Source organism: Nocardiopsis lambiniae, from assembly GCF_031845465.1.
GTDB lineage: Bacteria > Actinomycetota > Actinomycetes > Streptosporangiales > Streptosporangiaceae > Nocardiopsis > Nocardiopsis lambiniae.
On sequence record NZ_JAVREP010000026.1, the window covers coordinates 32,306 to 58,234 of the forward strand.

The 25,929-nt window shown below is 71.6% G+C and carries 24 protein-coding genes; 7 read left to right on the plus strand and 17 right to left on the minus strand.

Features of this window, described 5'->3' with window-relative positions:
• Positions 1-8 precede the first annotated feature (8 nt).
• Complete coding sequence (locus RM479_RS25005; protein WP_311514149.1) at positions 9-1,766, minus strand: hypothetical protein; 1,758 nt, start codon at positions 1,764-1,766, stop codon at positions 9-11.
• A 373-nt stretch (positions 1,767-2,139) separates the two neighbouring features.
• Entirely contained in the window at positions 2,140-3,252 is a 1,113-nt protein-coding gene (wecB, locus tag RM479_RS25010) for a non-hydrolyzing UDP-N-acetylglucosamine 2-epimerase (protein ID WP_311514180.1), read from the minus strand.
• 282 nt (positions 3,253-3,534) lie between these two features.
• Here wecB and RM479_RS25015 point away from each other — a divergent pair, with 282 nt between their 5' ends.
• The 4 genes from RM479_RS25015 (at position 3,535) to RM479_RS25030 (ending at position 8,771) form a co-directional block, all read left to right on the plus strand.
• Complete coding sequence (locus RM479_RS25015) at positions 3,535-5,205, plus strand: glycosyltransferase family 4 protein (protein WP_311514181.1); 1,671 nt, start codon at positions 3,535-3,537, stop codon at positions 5,203-5,205.
• A gap of 106 nt (positions 5,206-5,311) precedes the next feature.
• Positions 5,312-6,664, plus strand: coding sequence for a nucleotide sugar dehydrogenase (locus tag RM479_RS25020; RefSeq protein WP_311514150.1), 1,353 nt, complete (start codon positions 5,312-5,314; stop codon positions 6,662-6,664).
• Between the two features lie 231 nt (positions 6,665-6,895).
• Positions 6,896-8,071 carry a glycosyltransferase family 4 protein gene (locus RM479_RS25025; protein ID WP_311514151.1) on the plus strand — a complete coding sequence of 392 codons (1,176 nt, stop codon included), beginning with the start codon at positions 6,896-6,898 and terminating at the stop codon, positions 8,069-8,071.
• A 97-nt stretch (positions 8,072-8,168) separates the two neighbouring features.
• On the plus strand, positions 8,169-8,771 hold the full coding sequence (locus RM479_RS25030; protein WP_311514152.1) for a malonic semialdehyde reductase: 603 nt from the start codon (positions 8,169-8,171) through the stop codon (positions 8,769-8,771).
• A 75-nt stretch (positions 8,772-8,846) separates the two neighbouring features.
• Here RM479_RS25030 and RM479_RS25035 read toward each other — a convergent pair whose 3' ends face one another.
• From RM479_RS25035 to RM479_RS25060, 6 genes are all read right to left on the minus strand, one after another.
• On the minus strand, positions 8,847-10,505 hold the full coding sequence (locus RM479_RS25035; RefSeq protein ID WP_311514153.1) for a PP2C family protein-serine/threonine phosphatase: 1,659 nt from the start codon (positions 10,503-10,505) through the stop codon (positions 8,847-8,849).
• A complete protein-coding gene (locus RM479_RS25040) occupies positions 10,502-11,551 on the minus strand; it encodes a SpoIIE family protein phosphatase (protein WP_311514154.1) in 1,050 nt (349 codons plus the stop codon). The genes RM479_RS25035 and RM479_RS25040 overlap by 4 nt, the downstream gene beginning before the upstream one ends.
• Positions 11,551-11,994 (minus strand): anti-sigma regulatory factor, encoded by a 444-nt coding sequence (locus RM479_RS25045; protein WP_311514155.1) that lies wholly within the window; start codon positions 11,992-11,994, stop codon positions 11,551-11,553. The genes RM479_RS25040 and RM479_RS25045 overlap by 1 nt, the downstream gene beginning before the upstream one ends.
• Positions 11,991-12,386: an STAS domain-containing protein gene (locus tag RM479_RS25050; protein ID WP_311514156.1), complete on the minus strand. Its 396-nt coding sequence runs from the start codon at positions 12,384-12,386 to the stop codon at positions 11,991-11,993. The genes RM479_RS25045 and RM479_RS25050 overlap by 4 nt, the downstream gene beginning before the upstream one ends.
• Positions 12,387-12,401: 15 nt before the next feature.
• Positions 12,402-13,286, minus strand: coding sequence for an STAS domain-containing protein (locus tag RM479_RS25055; RefSeq protein ID WP_311514157.1), 885 nt, complete (start codon positions 13,284-13,286; stop codon positions 12,402-12,404).
• Positions 13,287-13,437: 151 nt separating this feature from the next.
• Positions 13,438-14,610 carry a PP2C family protein-serine/threonine phosphatase gene (locus tag RM479_RS25060; protein WP_311514158.1) on the minus strand — a complete coding sequence of 391 codons (1,173 nt, stop codon included), beginning with the start codon at positions 14,608-14,610 and terminating at the stop codon, positions 13,438-13,440.
• Between the two features lie 263 nt (positions 14,611-14,873).
• On the opposite strand from RM479_RS25060, the gene RM479_RS25065 reads away from it, so the two are divergent.
• On the plus strand, positions 14,874-15,254 hold the full coding sequence (locus RM479_RS25065; protein ID WP_311514159.1) for a MarR family winged helix-turn-helix transcriptional regulator: 381 nt from the start codon (positions 14,874-14,876) through the stop codon (positions 15,252-15,254).
• A gap of 431 nt (positions 15,255-15,685) precedes the next feature.
• Here RM479_RS25065 and RM479_RS25070 read toward each other — a convergent pair whose 3' ends face one another.
• From RM479_RS25070 to RM479_RS25105, 8 genes are all read right to left on the minus strand, one after another.
• Positions 15,686-16,516: a glycosyltransferase family 2 protein gene (locus tag RM479_RS25070; protein ID WP_397223124.1), complete on the minus strand. Its 831-nt coding sequence runs from the start codon at positions 16,514-16,516 to the stop codon at positions 15,686-15,688.
• 291 nt (positions 16,517-16,807) lie between these two features.
• The gene (locus RM479_RS25075) at positions 16,808-17,578 is read right to left on the minus strand and encodes a CDP-alcohol phosphatidyltransferase family protein (RefSeq protein ID WP_311514161.1); all 771 of its coding nucleotides are present in this window, start codon (positions 17,576-17,578) and stop codon (positions 16,808-16,810) included.
• Positions 17,556-18,605 (minus strand): iron-containing alcohol dehydrogenase family protein, encoded by a 1,050-nt coding sequence (locus tag RM479_RS25080; protein WP_311514182.1) that lies wholly within the window; start codon positions 18,603-18,605, stop codon positions 17,556-17,558. Before RM479_RS25080 ends, RM479_RS25075 begins: the two co-directional genes overlap by 23 nt.
• A gap of 5 nt (positions 18,606-18,610) precedes the next feature.
• Positions 18,611-19,342 carry a phosphocholine cytidylyltransferase family protein gene (locus RM479_RS25085; protein ID WP_274808716.1) on the minus strand — a complete coding sequence of 244 codons (732 nt, stop codon included), beginning with the start codon at positions 19,340-19,342 and terminating at the stop codon, positions 18,611-18,613.
• Positions 19,343-19,373: 31 nt separating this feature from the next.
• The gene (locus RM479_RS25090) at positions 19,374-20,048 is read right to left on the minus strand and encodes a DUF5941 domain-containing protein (RefSeq protein ID WP_311514162.1); all 675 of its coding nucleotides are present in this window, start codon (positions 20,046-20,048) and stop codon (positions 19,374-19,376) included.
• 83 nt (positions 20,049-20,131) lie between these two features.
• Positions 20,132-20,920 carry a hypothetical protein gene (locus RM479_RS25095; RefSeq protein WP_311514163.1) on the minus strand — a complete coding sequence of 263 codons (789 nt, stop codon included), beginning with the start codon at positions 20,918-20,920 and terminating at the stop codon, positions 20,132-20,134.
• Positions 20,921-21,194: 274 nt separating this feature from the next.
• A complete protein-coding gene (locus tag RM479_RS25100; protein WP_274808719.1) occupies positions 21,195-22,073 on the minus strand; it encodes an ABC transporter ATP-binding protein in 879 nt (292 codons plus the stop codon).
• On the minus strand, positions 22,073-22,921 hold the full coding sequence (locus RM479_RS25105) for an ABC transporter permease (protein ID WP_311514164.1): 849 nt from the start codon (positions 22,919-22,921) through the stop codon (positions 22,073-22,075). Before RM479_RS25105 ends, RM479_RS25100 begins: the two co-directional genes overlap by 1 nt.
• Positions 22,922-23,395: 474 nt before the next feature.
• Here RM479_RS25105 and RM479_RS25110 point away from each other — a divergent pair, with 474 nt between their 5' ends.
• Both RM479_RS25110 and RM479_RS25115 read left to right on the plus strand, forming a co-directional pair.
• Entirely contained in the window at positions 23,396-24,163 is a 768-nt protein-coding gene (locus RM479_RS25110; protein WP_311514165.1) for an IspD/TarI family cytidylyltransferase, read from the plus strand.
• Positions 24,160-24,936, plus strand: coding sequence for a glycerophosphodiester phosphodiesterase (locus tag RM479_RS25115; protein WP_311514166.1), 777 nt, complete (start codon positions 24,160-24,162; stop codon positions 24,934-24,936). Before RM479_RS25110 ends, RM479_RS25115 begins: the two co-directional genes overlap by 4 nt.
• 6 nt (positions 24,937-24,942) lie before the next feature.
• Here RM479_RS25115 and RM479_RS25120 read toward each other — a convergent pair whose 3' ends face one another.
• Positions 24,943-25,923, minus strand: coding sequence for a DUF4429 domain-containing protein (locus tag RM479_RS25120; protein ID WP_311514167.1), 981 nt, complete (start codon positions 25,921-25,923; stop codon positions 24,943-24,945).
• Positions 25,924-25,929: the final 6 nt, after the last annotated feature.

The following is a 25,929-nucleotide window of genomic DNA, read 5'->3' on the forward strand; positions in this document are numbered from 1 at the left end:
GTCGGCGATCAACCGACGGCACCGGTCGAGGCGTCCGCCGCGTTGTGGGCGGGCCCTTGGGCGTTCCCGTCGGTCCCGGGCCCGTGGTCGGGTCCCAGGGCCAGGAGACGGGTGCCGCGACGGTTCCACTCCGCCGGGTTCCAGCCGCGCCGCACCAGGGCGGTGCGGGCCAGCTCCGGTGTCAGGGAACTGACGAAAACGTACTGCTCGCCGGTGGGACGGTCGAAGAAGCCCCGCTCCCCCACCTCGGCGGCGGGACCGGTGGCGGCGGTCCCGACGGCGTCGGCGTCGGAGCACTCCACCGCGCAGACCAGGTCGGCGAGGCGGTCCGGTCCGACGGGGCCGGACCACAGGTGCGACCAGGGCGCGGTGGCGCGTTCGGCCAGCACCGCCCACCGGTCGGGGCCCAGACCGCCGACACGGGAGGGGCGCTCGCCGGCGCGGGTCAGCTCTTCGAGGGTGTCCGGAGTGCTGAACCGGGCGGTGCGCACGGTGACGCCTTCGGCGCGCAGACGTTGGAGTCCGGGCAGTCGGCCGGCCGTGTCGGGGACGACCACCTCGGCCGGGCGCAGCCTGGAGGCGAGCAGGGCGTCGGCCAGGTCCGCGGCCTCGGCCTCCCCCGCCGGGTCGGCCAGGACGGCGACGGCACGGCCGCGCAGCGGCAGTTCGGGGCCCGGGGTGCCGGGCGGGAAGTCCAGGCCGCCGAGGATCTCGGCGAGCCGGACCGGGGTGGCCTCGCGGAGGAAGACCTCGCGGAGCATGGTGCGCTGTTCGTCGGCGGTGAGCGCGGTGGCGCGCATCCGCGGCACGGCGACGGAGATCCCCTCGACCGCCCCGGTCTCCTCGGCGACCGGGTCGTGGGCGACGAAGCGGGTGCCGCAGGCCTGGGCGCGGTGGCGCAGGGCCTCGGTGGAGGGCCCGTGGGCGGGGATGACGGCGACGTGGGCCGCGCGCAGGGCGTCGGCCAGGTCGGGGGCGTCGGCGTCGACCACGCCGGCCCCGAGGCCGTTGAGGGTGTCGGGGACGGGCGCGGCCGGGGTGTCACGGACGAACACGGCCTCGGGGCCCTCGGCGAGGTCGGCGGCGACCGGGTTGAACAGGTGCAGGGGCACGCCCGCGTCGCCCCGGTGGATCCGGTCGAAGTCCAGGGACCGCAGCCCGGGCGCGGTGGGCGCGTCGTCGAGCAGCAGGGTGGGGATGCCCCGGGACGCGGCGGACTCCAGGACCCAGTGCAGGGCGCGGGTGCGGTCGGCCGCGGCGGGGTCGCCGACGTGCGCCCACGGCGAGCCCGGGGCCGCGGCGGAGGCGGAGACCAGGACGAGGTCGACGTCGACGCCGTCCATGACGATCTGGGAGTCGTGCGGTCGCAGGGGCACCGGCCGGATGTAGGGGGCCAGAGCCCGCTGGACGGCGGGGCCGACGATGGTGGCGACGACGAGCAGCTCCGAGGCGCCGCCGACGGCACCGGCCAGAAGACGGGCCTCCTGGCGGTCGGCGTCGAAGGAGCGGATCGGTTCGGCTCCGCGACGGCGCTGCTCGCTGTGGTTGGTGGTGCCGCTGCGCCGCCAGAGACGGTAGAGGTCGCGGGGGAGGCGGACCAGGGAACGGCCGGGCTTCTTGGCCGCGGCGGTGAGCGCCCGGCCCACCTGGAGCGACGTGGAGTCCTCCAGTGCGGACAGGCGGGCGCGAGCCTCCTGAAGCTGGGCCTCGCGTTCGGCCAGCGCCTGCCTGAGCTGTTCGGTCTGGCTCTGTTCACGCCGTTTCACGGTCTGCCACCTTGTGTTCGGATCGGATCGGCGGAACCGCCGGGTTCGCCGTGCGGCCGGGCCACGACGGTGACGGGTACGGCCTCCGGCGGGTGCCGGGACGGGTCCGGATGCCCTTGGCGAGCCGTGTCGCGGACTCGTGGGACGCGTTCGGTGGTGTCTTCTGATGGGACATGGGGCTCACCTGCCCCTCTGTGGGGGAACGGTACCCCCGAACGGGCGGATAACGGTGCATTCACCCTTCCTGTGTCGCACCGGGTCATCGGTGGAACGTTGGTCCGAACACGGTCGAGGGGCCGCCCCGGTGCCGAGGGCGTCGGCGGGGAGTCGGGGAGCGGGGGCTCTTCGAGGAGGAACGGGGTGGGGCATGGGATCACCTGGACCACTGGGAGAGGACGGCGGCGACGCGCTCACCGGCGCGGCCGTCCCACAGGGGCGGGGTCGTGTCGAGGAGTGCCTCGGATTCCCGACCTTGGAGGACCTTGGTGACGGTCTGGAGCAGGTCGGACTCCGTGACGAGCCGGTTGGTGCCGTGGGTGATGGTGATGGGGCGTTCGGTGTTGGGGCGCAGGGTCAGGCAGGGCACCCCCAGGACGGTGGTCTCCTCCTGCACACCGCCGGAATCGGTGACGACCGCGGCGGCGCCGCGCACGAGGGCGACGAAGTCGAGGTAGCCCAGGGGCTCCAGCAGGTGGACCCGGGGGTGGTCACCGAGTCCGGCGCGCTCGAAGGCCGCCTTGCCGCGGGGGTGCACCGGCATGACCACGTCGACGAGGTCGGCGATCTCGTGGAGGCGGGCGACCAGGCGGGCGACGGTGTCGGGGTCGTCGACGTTGGCCGGACGGTGCAGGGTGGCGGCGATGTAGCGCTCGGGCAGGTCCACGCGTTCGCGCAGGGCGGCCACGTCGAACCGGTCGAGGTTGGCGAGCAGGGTGTCGATCATCGGGTTGCCGACCAGGTGCACCCGGTCCGGGGAGACGCCCTCCGCCGCCAGGTGGCCGATCGCCTCCGGGGAGGTGGCGAAGCACAGGTCGCTGAGCTGGTCGGTGACCCGGCGGTTGATCTCCTCCGGCATGGTGTCGTCGAAGGAGCGCAGGCCCGCCTCCACGTGCGCCACGGGGATCCGGAGCTTGGCGGCGACCAAGGCGGCGGCGATCGTGGAGTTGACGTCACCGTAGACGACGACGATACCGGGGGCGCGCGCGACGAACTCCCGTTCCAGGCCGACCATGAGAGCGGCGGTCTGGGCCGCGTGCGAACCCGATCCCACGCCGAGGTCGACGTCGGGGGTGGGCAGGCCCAGGTCGCGGAAGAACACCGCGGACATACGGTCGTCGTAGTGCTGGCCGGTGTGGACGACCGCCTGGTGGGCGCCGCGACGGCGCAGGGCGGAGACGACGGGGGCGGCCTTGACGAAGTTGGGGCGGGCACCGACGATGTGCACGATCGTGGTGTCCCGACTCCCCAAGGGAGCGCTCGCTGCCACGGCTCTCATGTCTCCTTCTGCTCGTTGGGCGGCCCCACCGGCTCGGTGGGGCCGTGGCGATCGGAGGGACGTTCCTCGCCGGCCCGTCCCGTCCGTGTCGCCGTGGTGTCACCGCCCGGCCACATCCACATGGTTGGGTGACTGACCGTGCATGACATCCGTGTTTCCGAAGTGACCCGCCCCCGGACCCGCAGGCTGCGGGCGGTGACGTTCACCGCGTCGTCGGCCTGGCGCCACCTGCGCTCCGATCCCGCCCGGGCACCGCTGCTCGCGCTGCGGCTGATGCCGGGCCCGATCCGGCGCGCGGCGCGCGGTACGGCCACCCGCGTGGGTGGTCCGGCCCGCGCCTACGCCCTGTGGGACGAGGGCCGGCGGGCCGAGGCGCGCGAGGCGGTGCTCGCCGCGTCGGCCGGTGCCGGTCCCCGTCGGGTGGGGCGCCTGGTGGCGGCCTGTCTGGCCGCCGGGGACGCGCAGACCGCCCGCGAACTGCTCGAACGGCTTCCGGAGGGTCCGGTCCGCGACCGGGCCGCCCATCGGACGGATCTGGCCACGGGGCGGGCCGTCATAGCGTCCGCGTCCCCGTCGCCCGTCCCTCACGGGATCACGTTAACCCGAGGCGCGCCAACGCGACCCGACGACACGGTGAACGCTCGGCGACCGGAAACCACGGCGGATGAACGTTCCGCATCGGCTGCCGAAGGGCCCGTGGACGGGTCGGGTGTGCGCGTCCTGCACCTGGTCACCAACGCGCTGCCGCACACCAACGCCGGGTACACCCAGCGCACCCATCGCATCGCCGTCGCCCAGCGCGAGGCGGGCATGGACGTGCACGTGGTCACCCGGGTCGGCCACCCCCTCGACAAGGGGAGCACGGACGCCCGGACGCTGGTGCGGGTGGACGGCGTCGCCTACCACCGGCTGCTGCCCTGGACCGCCCCGGCCGGCCCGGAGGAGGAGCTGGCCGTCGGGTTGCGGATGGCGTCGGAGCTGGTGGAACGGCTGCGTCCGAACGTGCTGCACGCCGCGAGCAACCATCGCAACGCCCGGTTGGCGCTGGCCCTGGGTGAACGGTTCGGCCTGCCCGTGGTGTACGAGGTGCGGGGTTTCCTGGAGGAGTCGTGGCTGTCACGCGACCCGTCCCGGAGCGTGGACGACGCCTTCTACCGGGCCGAGCGGAAGAGCGAGACGGAGTGCATGCTCGCCGCCGACCTGGTGGTGACGCTGGGCGAGGCGATGCGCGCCGACATCGAGGCCCGGGGGGTGCCGCGCGAGCGGTTGCTGGTGGTGCCCAACGCGGTGGACGCGTCGTTCCTGGAACCGTTGCCCTCGGGGACGGGTGTGCGTGAGGCGTGGGGCATCGGCCCGGAGGAGTTCGTGGTGGGGACCACGACCAGCTGCTTCGGCTACGAGGGTCTGGACACCCTGTTGGCGGCGGTCGCGGAACTGCGCTCCCGGGGGGAGTCGGCGCACGCGCTGATCGTGGGCGACGGCCCGGAGCTGCCCGCCCTGCGGGCCCTGGCCGAGGAGCTGGGGCTGACGGGGGTCGCCCATTTCCCGGGGCGGGTGCCGGCGGACCGGGTCCGCGAACACCACGCGGCGATGGACGTGTTCGCGGTGCCACGGCGCGACGACAGGGTGTGCCGAGTGGTGACACCACTGAAACCGGTCGAGGCGATGGCCGGAAGGTTGCCGGTTGTGGCCAGTGATCTTCCGGCTCTGCGAGAGATCGTGGAACCTGGGGTGACCGGAGAGTTAATTCCTCCGGGCGAATCGGCAGGTCTAGCTGATGCCCTGACAAAACTCGCTTACAGTCATGAAAAGCGAGAGGCCTACGGTCTCGCAGGTCGCAGCCTTGTGGGCAAGGACCGCACCTGGACCGGGGCCGTATACCGCTATGACCATGCGTATCGGGCTCTTATTCGGAAAATGTCCGAACCAGGCCATATCCCGTGATCGTGGACAACGGCTACCTACACTCGGACGTCTCAAGCAGTGACGTTCTCGGCCGTCCTCGATGAAGTGCGCCCGTTCACGAAATGAATGCGAGTGTGACCACGAAGTGGATGCCGCAGCTTCCAACCCAGTCCCTGCACCCGAGCAGCCCGCCGCGGCGGTCGGCGACCTCGTCATCATCGGTCTCGGTTACGTCGGCCTTCCCTTGGCCGCTGCAGCCTCCTCGGCCGGTCTGAAGGTCACCGGACTCGACGTGAACGAACGCGTCGTCGACGGTCTCAACAACGGTGTGTCGCACGTGGACGACCTGTCCGGTGACGACGTGCGCGCGATGCTGGACCGCGGCTTCCGGGCGGAGACGGACGCGTCGGTCCTGGGGACCGCGCGCACCATCGTCATCTGCGTGCCCACGCCGCTGTCCCCGGAGGGCGGCCCGGACCTGGGCGCGGTGACCTCCGCGGCCAGGTCGATCGCCGCCCACCTGAGCCCGGGCACCCTGGTGATCCTGGAGTCGACCACCTACCCGGGCACCACCGAGGAGGTCGTGCGTCCGCTCCTGGAGGAGTCCGGCCTGGTCGCCGGAGCCGACTTCCACCTGGCCTTCTCGCCCGAGCGCATCGACCCGGGCAACCCGACCTTCGGCGTGGTCAACACGCCCAAGGTCGTGGGCGGCCTGACGCCCGAGTGCGGTGAGGCGGCGGCTGCGTTCTACGGCCGGTTCGTGAACACGGTGGTCCGCGCGCGCGGCACCCGCGAGGCCGAGATGGCCAAGCTGCTGGAGAACACCTACCGGCACGTCAACATCGCCCTGGTCAACGAGATGGCCATCTTCTGCCAGGAGCTGGGCGTCGACCTGTGGGACTCGATCGCCGCGGCGGCCACCAAGCCGTTCGGCTTCCAGGCCTTCTACCCGGGGCCGGGCGTGGGCGGGCACTGCATCCCCATCGACCCGAACTACCTGTCGTACAAGGTCAAGACCCTGGGGTACCCGTTCCGGTTCGTGGAGCTGGCCCAGGAGATCAACGGTCGGATGCCGTCCTACGTCATCCAACGCGCGCAGGAACTGCTCAACGAGTCCGGTCTGGCGCTGTCGCGGTCCAAGGTGCTGCTCCTCGGCGTGACCTACAAGGCCGACATCGCCGACCAGCGCGAATCGCCGGCCCGCCCGGTGGCCCGCAAGCTGCTCGCCAAGGGCGCCACCCTGACCTACCACGACCCCCACGTGGACTCCTGGCAGGTCGACGGCGCCGACGTCGAGCGGTCCACCGACCTGGACCGGGCGCTGGCCGAGGCCGACCTCACGATCCTGCTCACCGACCACGGCGAGTACCGGCCCAAGCGGTTGGAGGAGTACGCGCGGTTGCTCCTGGACACCCGTGGCGTGCTGCGTCGTGCGCACCCGGACGAGTCCCCGGCGGCGCCTTCGCGGGCCCGCCGTGAGGGGATCGAGGTCCTCTAGGCACGCCCGGACCCATCGAGGGCACGTCGTCGGACACCCGGTGTCCGATGGCGTGCCTTTGTGCGTTCACATTCCATCACGTGAAGGTTCACCGGCTCCATGCCGACAGTCCACCCCACCGACCTTTGCGTGTTTCCGCCACTGAATACCGTGTCGCATAGCCGGTACCGCTTCCCAAAAGCGGATCATCTTCTCAGATGCGTCATACCGGCGACACAGGTAGGTGAGTTGATGCACGCGCTTGTGGCCACGGTCGTTCATCATCCGGAGGACGCCCGGATCCTGCACAGGCAGATCCGCGCCCTGTTGGACGCCGGACACACAGTGACCTATGTCGCGCCGTTCCGTGAGTGCGGCGTGACCCCGTGGAACGAGCTGCGCTCGGTGGACGTTCCGCGTGCCTCCGGGCGGGAACGCCTGTCGGCTCTGCGGGCCGCCCGGAAGGTGCTCGCCGAGCACGCGCCCGGCGCCGACCTCCTGCTCTTCCACGACCCGGAACTCCTGCTGGCCCTGCCGGCGAAGCGCCCGGTGACGGTGTGGGACGTGCACGAGGACACGGCGGCGGCCATGCTCACCAAGCCCTGGGTGCCGGGACCGCTCCGCAGGCCGCTGGGGTTCATGGTGCGCTCCTTCGAGCGCCGGGCGGAACGGCGGATGCGGCTGCTGCTGGCCGAGGAGGGCTACCGTTCACGGTTCCGGTGCCCGCACCCGGTGGTGCCCAACACGACCGAGGTGCCCGAGGCGCCGGCCCGCCCGCCGGGCGACGACCGGATCGTGTACCTGGGGCACGTGTCCCTGGCCCGGGGCGCCCGGGAGATGATCGAGCTGGGTCGGCTGCTGCGTCCGCAGGGGATCCGGCTGGAGGTCATCGGGGGCGCCGACGCCGGGGTCCGCCCGCTGTTGCGCGAGGCCCAGCAGGAGGACGCGCTGACCTGGTACGGGTTCGTGCCCAACGATCGGGCACTGCGGATGTGCGCGGGGGCGCTGGCGGGGCTGAGCCTGCTGCACGACACCCCGAACTACCGCCACTCGATGCCGACCAAGGTCGTGGAGTACATGGCGCACGGGCTGCCGGTCATCACGACGCCGAGCCCGGTGGCGACGAAGCTGGTGACGGAACGCCGTGAGGGCCCGTCGGGCCTGGTGGTGCCGTTCGGTGACGTGCCGGCGGCAGCCGAGGCGATCCTGCGGCTGCGCGCGGATCGGGAGCTGCGCCACCGCCTGGCCGAGACCGGGCACCACATCGCGCAGACCTCCTACCACTGGCCGGTGCAGGCCCGGGCGTTCGTCAAGCAACTGGAGGAGTGGGCGGACGAGGCCGCCGGGCCGACGGCGCCCAGGATCCCCCGGCAGCGCAGCGACGAGAGCCCCGCGACCAGTGAGGACGACCACACCTACCTGACGTAGGAAATATCTTCCCAGTCAACAAGGTTGAGGATCCGTGTAGCGACCGGAGGCACCGTTCCCGCCGGTCGGAGACCACGACCACGACCGAGGTGGGACCATGACACCGTTGCTTCTCGACAAGGACACCCAGGATCTCCTGTTCCGTGCCGCCCGCACGGCCAACGCCTTCACCGACGAGCCGGTGACCGAGGAGCAGCTGGCCGCGATCTACGACCTGGTCAAGTACGGTCCGACCGCGATGAACCTCCAGTCGCTCCGGATCACCGCGGTCCGCTCCCCCGAGGCCCGGGAGCGCCTGGTCCCGCACATGTCCGGCGGCAACGCGCCCAAGACCGCGTCCGCGCCGCTGACGCTCATCCTGTCCGCGGACACCGACTTCCACGAGCACTTCCCGACGACCTTCCCGGTCGCCCCGGACGCCCGTGAGAACTTCGCGGGGATGCCGGTCGGGGCGCGCGAGGACATGGCCGTCAAGAACGCGTTCCTCCAGGTCGCCTACCTGATCGTGGGTGTGCGCGCGGCCGGTCTGGCCGCCGGCCCGATGACCGGGTTCGACGCCGAGGGCGTGCGCGGGGAGTTCTTCGGGGAGGACTCCCCCCTGCGTCCGGTCGTCGTCATGAACATCGGCCGCCCCGCTCCGGACGCCTGGTTCGACCGCCTGCCGCGCCTGGAACGGGACCTCGTGGTCACCGAGGTCTGATCCCCGCCGCCGCACCGATGGGCCCCTCGCTCCGCTTGGGGCCCATCGTCGTACGCGCCTCGGGGCGGCCCCGGCTCAGCCCGCCTCGGGCTCCGAGGCGAGGAAGACCAGCACGCACACGTCGTCGTCGCAGTCCTGCTGTTTGACCATGGCGTCGAGCAGGTCGTCGGCCGCCTCGTCGGGTCCGCCCTCCCAGTACGGCGGGCCGGAGAAGCACTCCAGCAGGCGGCCGATGCCGTCGTCGATGGACTCTCCCCGCCGCTCGACCAGACCGTCGCTGTACAGCAACAGCGCGGTGCCCGGGGGCAGGAGCACGGTGTGATCGGTGTAGGCGGGATCGATCGGCAGCCCCAGCATCACGCCGGGGGGCAGCTCCACGGCCAGGGCCGACCCGGTGCCGTCCCGCCACAGCGGCGGGGGGTGTCCCGCTCCGGAGATCGTGATCTCCGGGTCCCCCGGGCGGAACCGCACGATGACGGCGGTGGCGAACAGGTCGGGTTCCAGGTGGCCGAGCAGACGGTGCAGCCGTGCCAGCAGGCCGGCCGGGCTGCGCTCCTCCAACGCGTAGGCGCGCAGGGCGGTACGGAGCTGGCCCATCATGACCGCGGCCTGGATCCCGTGTCCGGTGACGTCGCCGACCACACCGATGAACTCGCCGTTCCCCCGAGGGAACACGTCGTACCAGTCACCGCCCACGTTCATGCCCCGGGCGGCCGGCAGGTAGCGGGCGGTCAGCTCCATACCCGGGGTGCGCGGAAGCCGGGTGAGCATGGCGCGTTGCAGCGTGGCGGCGACGTCGCGCTCGTGCTCGAAGCGGCGCGCGTTGTCCAGGGCGACGGCGACCCGGCGGGCCAGCTCGGAGAGGAGGAGTTCCTCGTCCCCGTGCGGCCGGGATCGACGCAGCTCCAGAACCCCCAGCACCTCGGTTCCGGAGATCAGGGGCAGGCACGACCACCCTCCCTCGTGCACCGAACGGCGCCCGGTGGCGGCGGCCTGTGCGGGGGCCGGAGCGGCGCTCCTGTCCGACGGGGCGTCGGCTCGCCGCAGCCCGATGTCCTCCACGAGGGACCACACCCGGATCTCGTGGGCGAACTCGGGGACCATCAGGCCCCGCAGCAGGCTGAACAACTCCTTCTGGTCGAGGGTGGCCATGAGGCGGGCGCTGGCCCCGGACAGGAAGGTGAGCCGGCTACGGGCGGTCTCGGCCTCGTCCCGGGCTGCGCGTTCGGCGGCCAGGGCGCGCCGCTGTTCGTCCCCGACCTGGGCCAGTTCGGCGTGCAGGGCGAGCACGCCCTGATTGGTCTCCTCCAGTTCGGCCTGGTGCCACCGCAGCGCCCGGGCCCGCTCGGCGGCCACGGAGGCGAGCCGGCCGGCCCTCGCGGAGACGCGCAGCAGTTCCTCGGCCAGCGTGCGCGCGTCGCCCTCGGGGCGCCCGAGGGCGAGGACGTCCGGATCGACGGGGGCGGGCAGCCTCAGCAGACCGACCCACCGGTCGCCCCCGGAGCCGTCTCGGACCGTGGCCCGGATGACGGCGTCGGCCTCCTCGGGTTCCACGATCAGCTTCATCGGACCGGTCTCGACCTCCGTCAGGACCCGGTCGGTGACGGCGTCGAGGAACTCCAGTCCGGTTTCGTCGGAGATGCCGGCCGCGTCGAGCAGACGCGCGGCCGCGGTGCGCGCCAGGGCCGCGTCCACCTTCCCGCGCACCGGCACCTCGATCCGACTGCGTCTCATCGGTCTCCTCCGTCCGGTCGAACGGTGTGCGTGGCCACGGCGACCCCGGTGTCGTCGCGCAGGGGACGCGCGGCACTGCCCGCGTCCCGGAAGACGACGGCGGCGATGACGGCCGCGTCGTGCGCGACCAGCCGTTCGACGCCGTCGGGTGTCCAACGGCTCGGCAGCCCGTCGGTGTGCAGGACGAGCATGTCGCCCGGTTCCCACCCGTGCCGCTGCGGGGACGGTGTGCGCAGGGCGAAGGCCCCGACGATCCCGGGTCGGGACGTCAGGGTCCGCCACCGCCCTCCGTGGTACAGCCGCGCCCCGACGTTCCCGACCCCGCAGAAGGTCAACCGCCGGTGGGACTCGTCGATGTCGGCGACGGCCACCGCGGCCCCGCGGCTGCGGCGCAGGGCCTCGTGCATGTCGCGCAGGAGCGTTTCGGGAGGGTCTCCGCCCCGTCCCAGGACGAGGCGGGCGGCCAGTTCGGACGCCTGCGCGGCGGCGGCGCCGTGACCGAGCCCGTCGGCCAGCATGACGGTGCGGCGCCCCCGGTCGTTACGGAAGGCGAGGGCGTCGCCGGAGAGGGCGGCGCCGTTCAGGGGCACGTGCAGGCCGCCGGTGACGGTGGGCCCGGTGAACCGCTCACGGTCGGTGGGAAGGGCGAAGCGGGCCACGGCGACCGTGCCGCGACCGGGGCTGCTCTGCACCTCGAAGAAGTCGGCGGCCCGGAGACACGCGCCCAGACCGGTCCCCAGGGAGTCGGGGTGACCGGTGAACCCGTCGGTCAGGGCGCGCGGGACGTTCTCGATGCCGGGCCCGTGGTCCAGCGCCACGAGTTGGAGCGCCCGGGACGCGCCCCACGGCTCGCGCGCCGTCTCGGCCAGGAACCGACCACCACCGGCGTAGCGGCACATGTTGGTGGCGAGTTCGGAGGCCGTGAGGACGGCGGCGGCGGTACGGGACGCGTCCAGGCCCACGACCCGGGCCGCCTCGGACGCGGCCCGGGCGGCGTCGCGTATGCGGCTCGTGTCGGTGACGGCGATCTCCCAGACCTCTGTCATCACACTCCGTACCGTGCGGGGAAGGAGGCGGCCCACGAGGCGATGGTGACCCTGGCCCCGCCTTCGGGCGGGTTCTCGATCCGGAACTCCTGCACCAGGCGTTTGGAACCGCCCAGCCCCATGCCCAGTCCGTTCGCCGTCGAGAAACCGTCCTGGAGCGCGCGCTCCACGTCGGGGATGCCGGGGCCGGAGTCGGTGAAGATCACCCTCAGCCCCGGCCCGTCCGGACCGTCCAGGACCCGGATCTCCGCCTCTCCCCCACCGCCGTGCAGGAGGGTGTTGCGGGCCAGTTCGCTGGCGGCCGTGACGAGCTTGGTCTGTTGGACCAGCCCGAACCCGGCCAACCGCGCCAGGGAGCGCACCTGGTGGCGGATCACCGTCAGGTCGGTGTCCCCGCGGATCGGCAGGTGCACGAGCTCCACCCGTTCGCGCTCCGGGGTCACGTCTCCCCCTGTCGCCGCGAACCGGCGTGCTCGATGGAGACCCCGAAACCGGCCGCGGCCTCGGTGAGCGTCCGGGCCGTGGCCAGGCCCGGCAGGGTGAGACCGAGTTCGACCAGGGTGATGGCCACCGCCGGGCGCATGCCCACCAGAACCGCCCTGGCCGCGAGGAGACGCGAGGCGGCGGCCACCTCGGCCAGCACGCGGGCCAGGAAGGAGTCCACCATCTCCAGCGAGCCGACGTCGATGATGAGGCCCCGCGCCCCGGTGCGCGCGATCGTCTCGGTCACCTCCTCCTGGAGGGCGACCGCGGCGTCGTCGGGCAGTTCACCCTGGATGGTGACCAGCAACAGGCCGCCGAGGTCGAGAACGGGGATCGGGGAACGCGTCGTCATGTGGGGTTCACTCCCTCATCCCGGGATCCGGGAGTCTCGCTCCCGCCGGCGACGCCGTTCGAGCGCCCACTCCAGGGCGTCGGCCAGGGTGGCCCGGGTCGTCACGTGGCCCAGGTCCAGCCCGAGCTGGACCATGGTCTGGGCGATGGCGGGGCGAATCCCGGAGATCACGCATTCGGCGCCCATGAGCCGGGCCGAGGCCACGGTCTTCATCAGGTGCTGGGCCACCAGGGAGTCCACGGTGGGCACTCCGGTGATGTCGAGGATGGCGATGTCCGCGTTGTGCTCGACGATCGCCTCCAGGAGGTTCTCCATCACGACCTGGCTGCGCGCACTGTCCAGCATGCCGATGAGGGGCACCGCCACGAGGCGGTCCCAGAGCTTGACGACGGGAGTGGCCATCTCCAGGAGCTGCTGACGCTGGCGCTGGACGATCTCCTGGTTCTCCTGGAGCATCGTCTCGACGACCACCACGCGCAGGGTGCCGAAGAGGGTGACGAGCAGCAGGCGGAGCCGTGCGGACTCCTCCGGGTCGACGGCGGAGGAGTCCGCGGCGAACACGTCCAGCGCCGCGTCGCGCAGGACGATGAACTCGCGGTCGACCTGGGCGATGGACAGACCCGAGCGGGAACGGGAGGCCGTCATCGCCACCAGTTGTCGGCGGGCGGGAAGGAAGCCCGGGGCCTCCAAGTCCTCCAGGCGCCCGCTCTCGGCGACCTCGACCAGGCACGAGATCACGGCCTGGCAGGCCTCGACCGCTTCGTCGCGGGTCACGGTGAACACCGCTTGGAAGAGCGGCAGGTCGGCCCATCGTTGGGCGATCTGTTCGGTACGCCGTCGCAGGAACGCGGACAGCGCTTCGGTCGACGACAGGCCGGAGTCGGGCGGTCCGTCGGTCATGGGTCTCCTCGTCCTCAGGGGTCCTCTCGACCCTCGTGGATGGCATTCAGTTGTCGTTCGACAAGTATCCACGACCCCGGAACCCGCGGAAACGGGAAGGGGGAAGAGGGAACCACGACCGTGGAGGAAGGGCTTCCCGGGGCCGACGGGTTCAGGGGCGCCCCCTCCAGTCCACGCAGACGACCAGCGCGTCGTCCTCGGCCTCCCGGCCGCCCTGGTACTCGACCAGGTGTCGCAGCACCTCCTGCGGCACCGAGGCGCCCGGCAGCAGCCGGGTGCCCAGGATCGCACGGGCCAGGAGCCGGTCCCCGAACGCCTCCGGACCGGAGGATCCCACGGCGTCGAACACGCCGTCGCTGGCGAAGACGAGCCGGTCCCCCGGTTCGACCTGGAAGTGCTGGGCGACGTAGACCGTGTCCTCGGCCATGCCGAGCGGCAGTTGGGCGTCGAAGGGGACACGGGTCACGCGGTCGCCGCGCAGCAGGTACAGACGCGGGGAGCCCGCGTCGACCACCTCCACCCGTCCGGTGTCCAGGTCGAAGCCCAGCAGGAGCATGTCGACGTGGCGCTTTCCCCTGTGGAGGGCGTAGACGGCCTTGTCGGCGAGGGCCGCCTGGTCGGCCAGGGAGATTCCGCCGCGTCGGGCGTTGCGCAGGGCGTTGACGGCCAGGTTGGTGAGCAGCGAGGCCTCGATGCCCTCGCCCATCCCGTTGGTGACGCCGATTTCGAGACGGTCGGGCATCACCGACCAGTCGAAGTTGTCCCCGCGCACGTCGTAGGCGGGTTCGAGTTGGGCGCCGATGACGTACTCGGCGCACTCGTAGCCGCGCCCGGGCAGCAGGTCCCACTGGATCTCGGCGGCCAGGGTGAGCCGTTCGCGCCGGCGGAAGGAGCGATAGAGGTCGGTGTGGCGCGCGGCCACGATCAGTTCGTGCCCCAGGGCGTCGGCCGTGTCGATGAGGTCGGGGAGTATGGCGCGGACCCGTGTCTCGGGCGCCGTGCGCACGGTGAGCACGCCCAGCCGCTCACCTCGCGCGGTGACGGGCAGGTGGACGGCGCGCGTCCCGTCCTCGTCCGTCTCCTCGGCGAACACCTCCTGCGAGCCGAAGACACGGCCGATGACGGTGTTGAAGACGGAGTACTCGGGGGCCTCCTCTCCCGGAAGGTCTTCGACGCCGCAGAGCGTCTTGAGTCCGTAGTCCGCGAGGTAGAGGTCGGCGGACACCGCTCCGTGGTCCCGCGCGAGCGAGGCCCGGACGACCGCCATGAGCCGGTAGGGCTCGGCCTCCCGGAGGGAGCGCGCCACGGCCTGGGATCTGTTCACTGTGGTAGACCTGCGTTTTCTGTCAGCGCCCTCGTGCCGGGACGGCACCGTGAACGGGCGCGGAGGGGGACGTTCCGTTATGGTCGTAGAGATACCCGATGCCCGTTCACGAGCGGGCGCGGCTCACCGAGGTGATAGTGCGAGAGTGGAAAGTGAGTCCTGAACCGCGGGAAGACACGGCGGAGACGGCCAGCGCGGCCTCCACCGCCACCGAACTCATGGAAGTGCTCTGGGGACGCGGCCGCGAGGTCGCCTCATCCCCCGTGTCCCCATCGCAACTCAAGGTCCTCTTCGTCCTCGACGAGGAGGACGGGGTCAACCTACGTACCTTGACCGAGCGTCTGGGCTCCACCCCTCCGTCCGTGAGCAGGCTGTGCGACCGCCTGGAGGCGGTCGGCTTCGTGAAGCGGACGGCGAGTGCCACCAGCCGCCGGGAGCTGCGCCTGTGGCTGAGCGAGAACGGGCGCTCCTTCCTCCGGGACCTGCGGTCCCGCAGGGAGGCGGAGTTCCACGACGTGATCGCCCGCATGCCCCCGCGTAAGCGGGCGATGCTCCTGGAGGGACTCGCGTCCTTCCGTGAGGCGGCACACCGTTCCGACCGTTACTCCGATGACTCCGAGCGGTCCGACGTCCGAACGGCCTGAGGCGGCACACACCTCGGGCCGGACCGGACGGAGAGGCTCCGCTCCCCCGCGTCACCGGGGAGCGCCGCGACCCCGAAGGGTCCGCATCCCATCCGAAACAATGCCGACAAGTTCAACTATTGTCAAGCGACAACAGTTACCATGCGGGCGACCGAACGCCCGAAGGGCCCCCCACCACCCGGTGAGGAGCCCTTCGTCGTTCACGGTTCGACGCGGGGCGTCGGAGCCACCCCGCCCCCGAGGGGGCGGCGGGCGCGGTGCCCCGGGTCCGGCGGCCCGGACCACGGGGAAGACGGTCGCGCCGATGACGGCGAGGCCCACGAGGGCGCCCACGAGCAGGACGATGACGACCGACGCCGGAGAACACGATCCTCCCCGGAGTGCGGGGACCGCCGGCATGGGGGCGGGACGCCCATCATGGCACGGACGGCTCAGATCACCGGGGGGCGACCGGCCCGGGTCATGCGCCAGGCGGTGGACCAGCGGATCGGGGTGCGCGGGCCCGCGTCCTCGCGCCAGCCCTCGCGGAAGCCCGCGAACCAGGCCTTGAGGGAGGCGCGGTCGCGCTCGCGCACCACGGTCAGGAGGACCCAGGTGCCCAGGTAGACGAACGCCAGCGGCCAGGGCAGGTTCCGGCGGGCCAGCCACACCCGGTTGCGGGCGTTGAGTCGGTAGAAGTTCTCGTGCCGCGTCGGGGCGACCGCCGGGTGGTACATGACCGCCTCGGCGTCGTACTCGATGGTGTACCCGGAGTCCATGACCCGCCAGGCGAGGTCGGTCTCCTCGTGGGCGTAGAAGAAGTCGCCCGGCAGGCCGCCGCCGGCCTCGAAGGCGGTGCGGCGGATCGCGCAGGCGCCGCCGAGGAAGGTGGTGACCACGCTGGAGCGGCGCGGGTCGCCCACCCGCAGCCGGGGCACGTGCCGACGCTGGTCGGGGCCGCCGTCGGGGTCGGCGATGCGGAAGGACAGGGCGCCCAGGGACGGTTCGGCCGCGAACCGTTCGCGCACGTGCCGGGCCAGGTCGGTGGACCGGTACCAGCCGTCGTCGTCCAGGAAGAGGATCACGTCCCCGTGGGCCGCGCGCACACCGTGGTTGCGCCCCTCGGGGATACCGACGTTCTCCGGCAGCCGGACGGTGACCACACCCTCGGGCAGTTCGGGGAGATCCGAGCCGTTACCGACGACGATCACCTCGACGTCGGCGCCCTCCTGCTCGAACACGCTGGTGATGGCGCGGCGCAGCTCGGCGGGACGGTTGCCCATGGTGAGCAGAACGCAGGAGAGGCTGGGTTTGCTACCGGACACCTGGGGACGGCTCCGTTCGGTTCTGGACCCTGGGGAGACCTCCGCCTCGGACTCCTCGGGGTCCGACCGGGGCGGAATCACGGGTGTGGTCATGTTCGGGACCGTATCAGTGGACGACAGGCTTCCTGCAGATTGACGGAGACCGACATTCGCAGAAACAGGCTAACGAAAGGATAAAGGCCAGGTGTACGGGGCCCCGGGCAGGGTAATGTCCGCGGCCCCGTATGTGACAGGAACGTCACCGACGCGTTATTCGAGGCGGCGCGAGGCCACCACGCTCACGAAGTGGGCGACGCTCATGAGCGCCGCCACCGCCGCGCAGGCGGCGACGAGGACGCGGGTGGCGGTCAGGTCTCCGAGGACCACGTCGACCACGGCGGCCACCACGATGAGCAGGGAGAGCTCGACGGCCTGGATGAGCCGGTGGACCATGAGGGCGGACGCCAGTCGCCGGGCCAGGCTCAGCCCGGACGAACGCGGACGCATCGCCTCGTCGGTGACCTTCTCCGGCAACCCGGCCTTGGCCCGGGCCACCACGACGTTGTCGGTCTCGGCCTTGATGAGCGCGACGCCGATCGCGCCGATCATGCCCAGGACGACCCAGCCGCCCGCCTCCCCGTCGCCCTGGGCGCGCACGCCCAGACCGACGAGGAGTGCGATCTCGGACACGTAGTGCCCGATCCGGTCCAGGTAGATCCCGGTGACACTGGTGCGTCCGGTGTACCGGGCCACCTCGCCGTCGGAGCAGTCCAACAGCAGGTAGATCTGGATCATCAGGGCGGCGACCAGGGCCGTCCACGGGCCGCCGAAGGCGACGACCACCCCTGCCAGAACGCCGAACGCCATCATCAGGTAGGTGATGGGGTTCGGCGGCACGCCGAGCCGGACGAACACGGTGCTGACGTAGGGCGAGAGGTCCCTCATGTAGAGGCGGCCCGCCCAGTGCTCCTCGTTCGTCCGCTCCTTGATCCCCGCGGGCTGGCCGCCCGCGCGGACCTCAGCGACCGACGGCTTCGACATAGTCGGCGACACTCCGCCCGATCTCGTGCTCTGAGAGGTTGAGGTGCTCCAGGATGGTGAACCGGCCCGGCCGGGTACCCGGAGCGTGGACCACGGCGCGCGTGAACTGCTCCTCGTCGAGGCCGACGTCGGAGGGGAGCACGGGCAGCCCGTGGCGGATCAGACAGTCGCGGATCTCGCCCAGGCGCGCCTCGGACCAGCCCAGGTGGCGGACCCGCAGGAAGGACGCGTACAGCGCGCCCAGACCGGCGAGTTCGCCGTGGTTCCCGGCAGCCGGGTGGAGCTGGGTGACGGCGTGCAGGATCTCGTGGCAGGCGCCACTGGCCGGCCGGCTCGATCCGGCCACCGACATGGCCATCCCGGACAGGACCAGTCCTTCGGCCAGGACCGTGAGGAAGGCGTCGGAGTCGACCGAGTCGGGCCGGTGCAGGATCGCCTCGGCCGCGACCCGCGCGAAGGTGACGGCCATGCCGTCGACCGGCTCGCCGTTGGTCCGGCCCGACAGCTCCCAGTCCTCGATGGCGGAGATGTTGCTGACCACGTCCCCGATGCCGGAGCGGACCAGACGGGAGGGCGCGGCCCGGACGTAGTCGAGGTCGATGACCACGGCGATGGGCATGGTGACCCCGATCGAGGGCTTGCCGCCCTCGTGCTCCAGGGAGCTGACCGGGGAGGCGACGCCGTCGTGGGCGAGGTTGGTGGCGACCGCCACCATGGGGATGCCCGCCATCGTCGCGGCGAACTTGGTGACGTCGATGGTCTTGCCGCCACCGATGCCGGCCACGGCCTCGTAGGCGCCCGAGCGGAGCTTCTTGCCCAGTTCGGTGGCGGCGTCGACGGTGCCCTCCTCGACCCGGAACACCTCGCAGTGCGGCAGGTCGAGGTCGGCGGCGATCTGTTCGCCCTGCCCCGGGCCGACGGCGACGGCGATCCGTCCCTCGGTGGCGATGCGCCGGTCGGCGAGCACCGATCCGAGCGAGGCGATGGCCCCGCGCCGGACGTCGATGGACAACGGCGAGGGCAGCATTCGGGCTAGTAGCGGCACGCGATCTCCCGAGCCTTGGCGAGGTCGTCGTGGTTGTCGACCTCGACCCACGCGACCTGGCCGATGGGGGCGATGGCGATCTTCTCGCCGCGTCGGACGAGCTCCTGGTAGCCGTCCTCGTAGTAGAGCTGCGGGTCGCGCTCCCAGGTGGCCTGGAGGGCGTCGGCGAGGCGGGCGTCCAGGGAGCCCTCGATGAGGGTGGCGCCGATGTACTCGCCGGCGGCGGTGGCCGGGTCCATGAGCTTGGTGATGGTGGCGAGGTGACCGTCCTCGTCGAGGGTCACCTTCATCTCCTCGTCGGCAAGGCTTTTCACGTTGTCCACCGCGAGGAGGAGTTCCGGTCCCCGAGCGGCGAGTAGCGTTTCCTCGACACTCACCGGGTGCACGGTGTCACCGTTGACGAGGAGGACGCCCTCGGAGAAGAACTCGCGCGCGGTCCACAGGGAGTAGGCGTTGTTCCACTCCTCGGCCTTGTCGTTGTAGCTGAGGGTGATCTTCACACCGTGGCGCTCCTCCAGCGCCTCCTTGCGGGCCTCGACGGCCTCCGCGCGGTAACCGACCACGACGACGACGTCGGTCAGCCCGGCCGCGGCCAGGTTGCCCAGTGAGATGTCCATGATGGTCGTCTCACCGTCGACGGGCACCAGGGCCTTCGGGAGGGTGTCGGTGTAGGGGCGCAGACGTCGACCCGCGCCTGCGGCGAGAACCATTCCGAGCATGCGGGCGTGTTCCTCCTTAGCGGGGAGGCTCTCACGCCTCCCCGTTCGTTCCGGCGACCGATGAAGGGTCGCCTTCCTGGCCGTACCCGGTCCGGGGGTGTCCGGGATCGGCGCCGCCCCGGAGGGTGGGACCCTCCGGACGCACGTCGGTCACCGGTGTCGCACTCCAGGTGCGCACCGCCTCGATCATGAGCAGTACCGCCAGGTATCCAGCGAGTATGCCGTAGACCGGGGTGAGCACGTGCAGCGCACTCCCCGCCGCGACGACGAGCACGCGCCCGTCCCAACCGAGGGTCGCCGCGCGCGCCTTCGCCGATCTCGCCACGCCGACCGGGGGGCGGGCGGCGTCATCACGGTGATGCGAGGCGACCGCCACCAAGAGTACGAACACCAGAGGACCGGGTACACCGGAGGCGAGCCCCACGACCGTCAGGTACGCGTACTCCATGACGCGCAGTACGGGTGGCACGAACCGGTCGAACCGTCCGTTGTGGGGGTGGCCCGAGGCCGGTCCGGACAGGAGTAGGGCAGCCACCGGTGCGAACAGGGTAATGCCTGCCGGATGTCCACGATCCGCCGCGAGGAGCGTGAGGACGATCAGGGCCGCCGCCACAGCCGTCGGAAGCGGCGGGACGGCTCCGGGGGCGATCCGCCCGAGAAGCCGGCAGATATGACCATCATCACGAAGGTATCGGAGGTCGGGCATGACTCCGAGCCGTGTCCCGGGCCTCGGAGCACGCTCGTGAACGGCCTCCTCCCCCGTGGGTTCCGGTGTCCCCGGACGGCTCATCATCGCCTCCCGCGGGCGGAGGAGGGGTCGACGAGGGCCGCGGTGACGGCGACGACGCAGCCGACGATGAGCGTGATGAAGGAGACCCGGGCGTCCCAGAGCGTGGCCGTGACCGCGATCGCCAGGAAACGGACGGGCTGGGGGAAGATCAGGACCCGACGGGCGAGGTCGGCCAGGGGCGCGCTCCGCCGCCCCGGACCCGGGTGGCGCGGATCATCGGAGGGTCCGGGGTCGCCCGGCGGACGCCGGCGCTGCGGCCCCGGAGCCCGCCCCGCCACCGCGTCGTCGTGCGCCCCGTCGGCGGGACGCGGCACGAGACCGCCCGGCAGGACGTCGACGCGTTCACGGTGCGCGGGGAGGGACGGCGGCGGACACGGGCGTGCCGGGGGCGCGGGCGGGGCCTCGCGCGCCACCAGGAAGCAGTCGCGCAGCGCCAGGGCCACCAGGGCTCCGGCCGCCCACCCCCAGGCGCCGCCGATCCCCGCCAGGACCGCGCCGATCGCCAACCCCAGGTAGACGATGTACTCGCGCAACTGCGCGAGCATCGCCGCGAGCCACAGGGTGAGGGCGTCGCGCCGACCGACGCGCATGCGTTCGCGGACGGAGTCGCAGAACAGCACGGCCACGAGGAAGGCGGAACCGGCCAGGCCCCCGATGGTGTCGGGTCGGGTGAACCAGATGGCGGCCCCGACCGCGGCCATCACGGCGATCCGGCTCATTCCCGCCCGGGTGACGTGCCTGCGTTCCAGGAGCCGCGCGGTCGACCGCGCCGCCGTGCCGTTGGCCATGGACGTGTCCCTCTCGAATCGCACAGTGAGAGCAACCGTCGCTTACGCTCTGTGGTCATTCAATCACTGACACGCCAATGGTGTCCGTTTGGCCTGGTCGGCGCGGCATACGGGTTTTTCGGCCAGGTCAGATGCCAAAGTGCGCACCGCCGGAATGCTCCAGCGATGCGCACCGTGATCTTCTCGGGCCCCGACTCCGGCACGGCCTCACCCACCACCACCCTCGACCGGCGGCCCCCGGAACCCCGGGGCGCCCTCGCGACAGGGGGACGGGTCAGGCGGCCTGGCCGCCGTCCTTGCCCTCCTCGGCCTTCTTCTCGGCCTCTTCCGCGCGCTTCTTCTTGGCCTCGTCGGCCTTCTTGCGCTTGGCGATCTCGGCCTTGGTGTCCTCGTTGTACGCGGCCAGCGCGGCCTCGATGTCGGTGTCCACCGCCAGGGAGCCGCCCTTGATGTACAGGCCCCGGTTGCAGAACCGGCGCAGGTCCCCCTCGTTGTGGGAGACCAGGACCATGGTCCGGTGGTTGGCCAGCATCCGCTCGATGGCCTCGTAGCACTTGCGCTTGAAGGCCTTGTCGCCCACCGCGAGCACCTCGTCGACCAGCATGATCGGGTGCTCCAACTGGGAGATCAGGGCGAAGCCCAGCCGCACCTTCATGCCGCTGGAGTAGTGGCGGACCGGGGTGTCCACGAACTTCGACTTGATCTCGGCGAAGTCGACGATCTCCTCGAAGCGCTCGTCGATCTGCTTCTCGCTCATCCCGTGCAGGGAACCCACCAGGTACACGTTCTCGCGGCCGGTGAGGTTGTCGTTGAAGCCGGCGCGCAGCTCCAGCAGCGGCGCGACCTTGCCCCGGACGTGCACCTCGCCCTCATCGGGGATGAGCACCCCGGCGATCATCTTGAGCAGGGTGGACTTACCGGTGCCGTTCTTGCCGACGATGCCCACGCAGTCGCCGCGGGCGACCTCGAAGGACACGTCGCGCAGCGGCCAGAACTCGTCGCCCTCGGCGTTGGGGTCGCGCTTGGTGCCGTGGATGAACATCTCACGCAGGCTGCGCTTGCGACGGCGGTTGACGGCGAACTTGACACCGAGCCCCTTGGCCTCGATGACCGGGCCGGTCGCCAGGTCGGCGCCGTAATCGGTCTGCGCCATCACAACTCCTTCAGGACGGACATCTCCAAGCGGCGGAACGTCCAGTATCCGATGATCACCATCAGCAGGGAACCGACCACCGCGGAAGTGATCGCGATCGGCCCCGGGGTCAGTTCCTCGAACCCGGCGAACCACACCGCGCGGTGCATCTCGAAGATACCCAGCAACGGGTTCATCTGGTAGGCGATCATGAGCCACTCGGGCACCTTCGGGGAGTCCAGCACCAGGGAGGCCGGGTACAGGATCGCCGAACCGTAGAACAGGATGCGGGAGGCGATCCGCACGAGCCGCTCGACGTCGCGCACCAGGACGTTGATCGAGGAGAGCAGCAGCGTCAGGCCCAGGCCCATCGTGAACTGGAGCAGGACGGCCAGCGGCAGCCAGACCAGCACGCCCTCCCAGGAGGGGCGACCGCCCAGGAAGATCACGAAGAGGATGAGCACCGGCCAGGTCAGCAGGTACTCGACGAACTTGGTCCCCACGGTGGCCATGGGGAAGATCTCCCGGGGCACCTTCATGGTGGTGATCAGCTTGGAGTGCGTGATCATCGCCCGGGGCGCCTCATTGAGGATCGCCCCGAAGGTCGTCCACGGCAGGATCCCGGCCACCAGGAAGAGGAGGAAACCTCCGTACTCCGGCGCGTCGGCCGGCATGCCCCGGTCGGCTTGGAGAATGACCCCGAAGACGAAGAAGTAGACCAGGGTCAGAGCCAGCGGCTCCAACATCGTCCACGCGTAACCCAGAATGGACTGCTGGTACTTGACCTTCAGGTCGCGTCGGACCAGGAGGCCGACGACCTTCCGGTGCTCCCAGACGGCCAGCGCCCTTGACGCCACCGCCACCTCCAAGGATCGAAGAATTGTCGCCCGGCACAGGCTCGGGGCCGGACGGTGAGCTCGCGCCTGCGCGCACCGGTCGACACGCGCGGTCCAGGCCCGGATCGATCACGACCGGGATACGGGGGAGCGTGTCCGGGCGACCGGGGGATGTCACGGACCGCGCCCGGCTCTCACGACCGCTTCGGAAGGAGGTCGGACCGGGCACGTTGAACAGGCGTCCATAGGTTACCGCTGCGACGGACGGGGCGCGCCCACCAACCTGCCGCACATCCGTGTCCGGACCGTGACCACGCGTCGTCGAACCCCGTCGGCTAGCCTCGGCTCGAAGCATCCGGAAACACGAAGGAAACGCACACGCCCTCGACCACGGGCGTTGTCGCCGGTACCGGGCGCCTTATCGCCGACGGCCCGTCACCTTCTGTTCCGCGCGCTTGCGGTATCGATTTCCCTTCGATTGGGAAACTGACGATGAGGAGGGGAACGATGAGCGAAGTGAGCGGAACCACCCGCCCCCGGGTGTTCGCCGCCGTCCTGGCCGGTGGGGTCGGCGCGCGCATGGGCGCGGCGACGCCCAAACAGCTCCTGCCCCTGGCCGGACGGACCATCATCGAACACACGATCTCCGCCTTCGAGGCCTGCCCCGAGGTGGACGAGATCATCGTGCTCATGGTGGCCGAGTACGCCCCCCGGGTGGAGGAGCTCGTCGCCGAGGCCGGATTCGCCAAGGTGAGCCGGGTACTGCCGGGCGGGGCCACGCGCACCGACACCTCCGTCGCGGCGCTGACCGCCCTGGCCGGGGCCGCCGACGACGACATCGTGCTCCTGCACGACGCGGCCCGGCCCCTGGTCTCCCCCGCGACGATCGGCTCCTGCGTGGCCGCGTTGGCACGGGTGGACGCGGTGGGGGTGGCGGTGCCCAGCGCGGACACGGTGGTGCGCGTGGTCGCCGGTCCCGACGGCGAGGCGATCGCCGAGGTCCCCCCACGCGCGGAACTGCGCCGTATGCAGACCCCCCAGGGCTTTCGCATGGGCACGGTGCGCCGCGCCTACGCTCTGGCGACGGCCGATCCGGACCTGGTCGCCACCGACGACTGCGGGGTGGTGCTCCGCTACCTCCCCGAGAAGGAGGTTCGGATCGTGCCGGGCGAGGAGACCAACATCAAGGTGACCAATCCGGGGGACGTGGAGGTGGCCGAGACGCTGTTGCGCCGGTCGCGGGGACCCGCCCCCCTGCACGAGGCGGCGCTATGAGCGGGGTCTTCAGCGGGACCGAGATCATCGGGCACCGGGGCGTGGGCCGCGGTGTGGTGGACCAGGCCCGCGAGAACACGCCGGCGTCCTTCGCCGCCGCCGTGGCCGCCGGGGCGGACTGGATCGAGATCGACGTGCGCCGCACCTCCGACGACGAACTGGTGCTCTACCACAACGCCGCCCTCGACGACGGGCGGGCCATCGTGGACCTGACGGCGGCCGAGTGCGCCGAGGCGGGACTGGTGGGCCTGGAGGAGGGGCTGGCCGCCATCCCCGAGCGGGTGGGGCTGGACGTGGACGTGAAGACGGTGATGGAGGACGCGATCGACGCCCCCTCCCGACGGACCACGTCCCTGCTGATGCCCTACCTGCGCCGGGAGGCGGAGCGGCGCCGGGTGTTCGTCTGCTCCTTCGACCCCGGTGTGCTGTTGGCCGTCCACGAGGGCGCCCCGGAGGTTCCCACGGCCTGGATGCCGTTCGTGCGCAACCCGCTGGACCAGGCGGTCGCGGGGGCCGTGGGGCTGGGATGCCCGATCGTGGCCGTGGACGTGCGGTCGTTCGGGTTGACCGACGACGGTCCGCTGCCCGGGCGCCGTTCGGTGGAGTACACGGTGGACCTGGCCCACCAGGCGGGCCTGGAGGTGGCCTCCTGGTGTCCCGAACCGGGCGACGCCGCGATGTTCGCAGCCGCCGGCATGGACGCGGTCGTGGTGGACGACGTCCCGGGCGCGGTGGCCGCGCTGCGGGAGGCGGAACTACACGGCGTCGCCTGAGCGGCGTCAGATCCGGGCGAGGAGCTCGGCCTTCTTCGCGCTGAACTCCTCGTCCGTGAGCAGGCCCTTGGCGTGCAGCTCCCCCAGGCGTTCGATCTGGGCGAAGACCCATTCCAGGTCGGGACCGGCCGCGATGGCCTCGGGATCCCGGGGCCGCTCCTCCCCCGTCTCCTCCGTCGTGTCCCGTCCGGGAGCGAGGGAGTCGGTCAGGGCCCGCACCGTGGTACGGGCGAGGGTCCGCCACCGGCCGGCGGCCTCGTCCTCGGGCGGGGGGCCGCCCCGGGCCCACACGTGCGCGGTGACGGTGGCGGCCATGAGGAAGACCTTGAAGACCTCTCCACCGTCCTCGGCCGCGCGCAGGATGCCGAGGTCCTGCTTGGGCCGGGCGTCACCGCCGCCCCCGCCGACGGTGACCACGCGCAGGAAACCCCAGCCCCAGCCGTCGGGGGCTCCCCAGTCGACGCCGGTGATCTCGGACAGGTCGTACTCGCGGCGTCCCGCGCGGCGCTTGGCCGCGCTCGCGTGATCGCCGGACCAGACCAGGCGCAGGGTGGATCCGTCCAGGGTGGCGGTGCCCTCGCAGGTCTTGATGTGCAGGGGGGTCGGGGGGACGAGCCGGGTCACCGTCTCCGCCTCGGGGGCGTCCTCGCGCTGTTCGGCGGCGAACCGGATCTGGTCGGCCAGGTACTCGGCGATCAGTTCGGTCTTGGCCGGACCGGTGAGGCGGAAGGGCTGAACGCGTTCGTCGAGCATGGCGCCGACGGCCGCGTAGGGGTCCATGCGATCGCGTATGACGAGCCGGAGCAGCCACCCCTTCCTGCGACCGCCGCCCGGCGTGAACTCGACGGACGCGATCGCGCCGACCGGCACGCTCAGCCGGCCGAGCTCTTGGAGGAGGGGACTGTGCGTCCAGCCCTTCTTGTAGACGATCTCGATCGTCTCGCCGTCGAAGTCCCAGGAGGCCTGATCTCCACGCAACCCGTCCATGGGGAC

Excerpts from the sequence above, each read along its gene's own strand:
- RM479_RS25015 (WP_311514181.1), top strand. The coding sequence starts at position 3,535 with ATGCCGGGCCCGATCCGGCGCGCGGCGCGCGGTACGGCCACCCGCGTG.
- RM479_RS25025 (WP_311514151.1), top strand. The coding sequence starts at position 6,896 with ATGCACGCGCTTGTGGCCACGGTCGTTCATCATCCGGAGGACGCCCGG.
- RM479_RS25030 (WP_311514152.1), top strand. The coding sequence starts at position 8,169 with ATGACACCGTTGCTTCTCGACAAGGACACCCAGGATCTCCTGTTCCGT.
- RM479_RS25035 (WP_311514153.1), bottom strand. The coding sequence starts at position 10,505 with ATGAGACGCAGTCGGATCGAGGTGCCGGTGCGCGGGAAGGTGGACGCG.
- RM479_RS25040 (WP_311514154.1), bottom strand. The coding sequence starts at position 11,551 with ATGACAGAGGTCTGGGAGATCGCCGTCACCGACACGAGCCGCATACGC.
- RM479_RS25050 (WP_311514156.1), bottom strand. The coding sequence starts at position 12,386 with ATGACGACGCGTTCCCCGATCCCCGTTCTCGACCTCGGCGGCCTGTTG.
- RM479_RS25055 (WP_311514157.1), bottom strand. The coding sequence starts at position 13,286 with ATGACCGACGGACCGCCCGACTCCGGCCTGTCGTCGACCGAAGCGCTG.
- RM479_RS25070 (WP_397223124.1), bottom strand. The coding sequence starts at position 16,516 with ATGGGCAACCGTCCCGCCGAGCTGCGCCGCGCCATCACCAGCGTGTTC.
- RM479_RS25075 (WP_311514161.1), bottom strand. The coding sequence starts at position 17,578 with ATGTCGAAGCCGTCGGTCGCTGAGGTCCGCGCGGGCGGCCAGCCCGCG.
- RM479_RS25080 (WP_311514182.1), bottom strand. The coding sequence starts at position 18,605 with ATGCTGCCCTCGCCGTTGTCCATCGACGTCCGGCGCGGGGCCATCGCC.
- RM479_RS25085 (WP_274808716.1), bottom strand. The coding sequence starts at position 19,342 with ATGCTCGGAATGGTTCTCGCCGCAGGCGCGGGTCGACGTCTGCGCCCC.
- RM479_RS25090 (WP_311514162.1), bottom strand. The coding sequence starts at position 20,048 with ATGCCCGACCTCCGATACCTTCGTGATGATGGTCATATCTGCCGGCTT.
- RM479_RS25095 (WP_311514163.1), bottom strand. The coding sequence starts at position 20,920 with ATGGCCAACGGCACGGCGGCGCGGTCGACCGCGCGGCTCCTGGAACGC.
- RM479_RS25100 (WP_274808719.1), bottom strand. The coding sequence starts at position 22,073 with ATGGCGCAGACCGATTACGGCGCCGACCTGGCGACCGGCCCGGTCATC.
- RM479_RS25110 (WP_311514165.1), top strand. The coding sequence starts at position 23,396 with ATGAGCGAAGTGAGCGGAACCACCCGCCCCCGGGTGTTCGCCGCCGTC.
- RM479_RS25115 (WP_311514166.1), top strand. The coding sequence starts at position 24,160 with ATGAGCGGGGTCTTCAGCGGGACCGAGATCATCGGGCACCGGGGCGTG.
- RM479_RS25120 (WP_311514167.1), bottom strand. The coding sequence starts at position 25,923 with ATGGACGGGTTGCGTGGAGATCAGGCCTCCTGGGACTTCGACGGCGAG.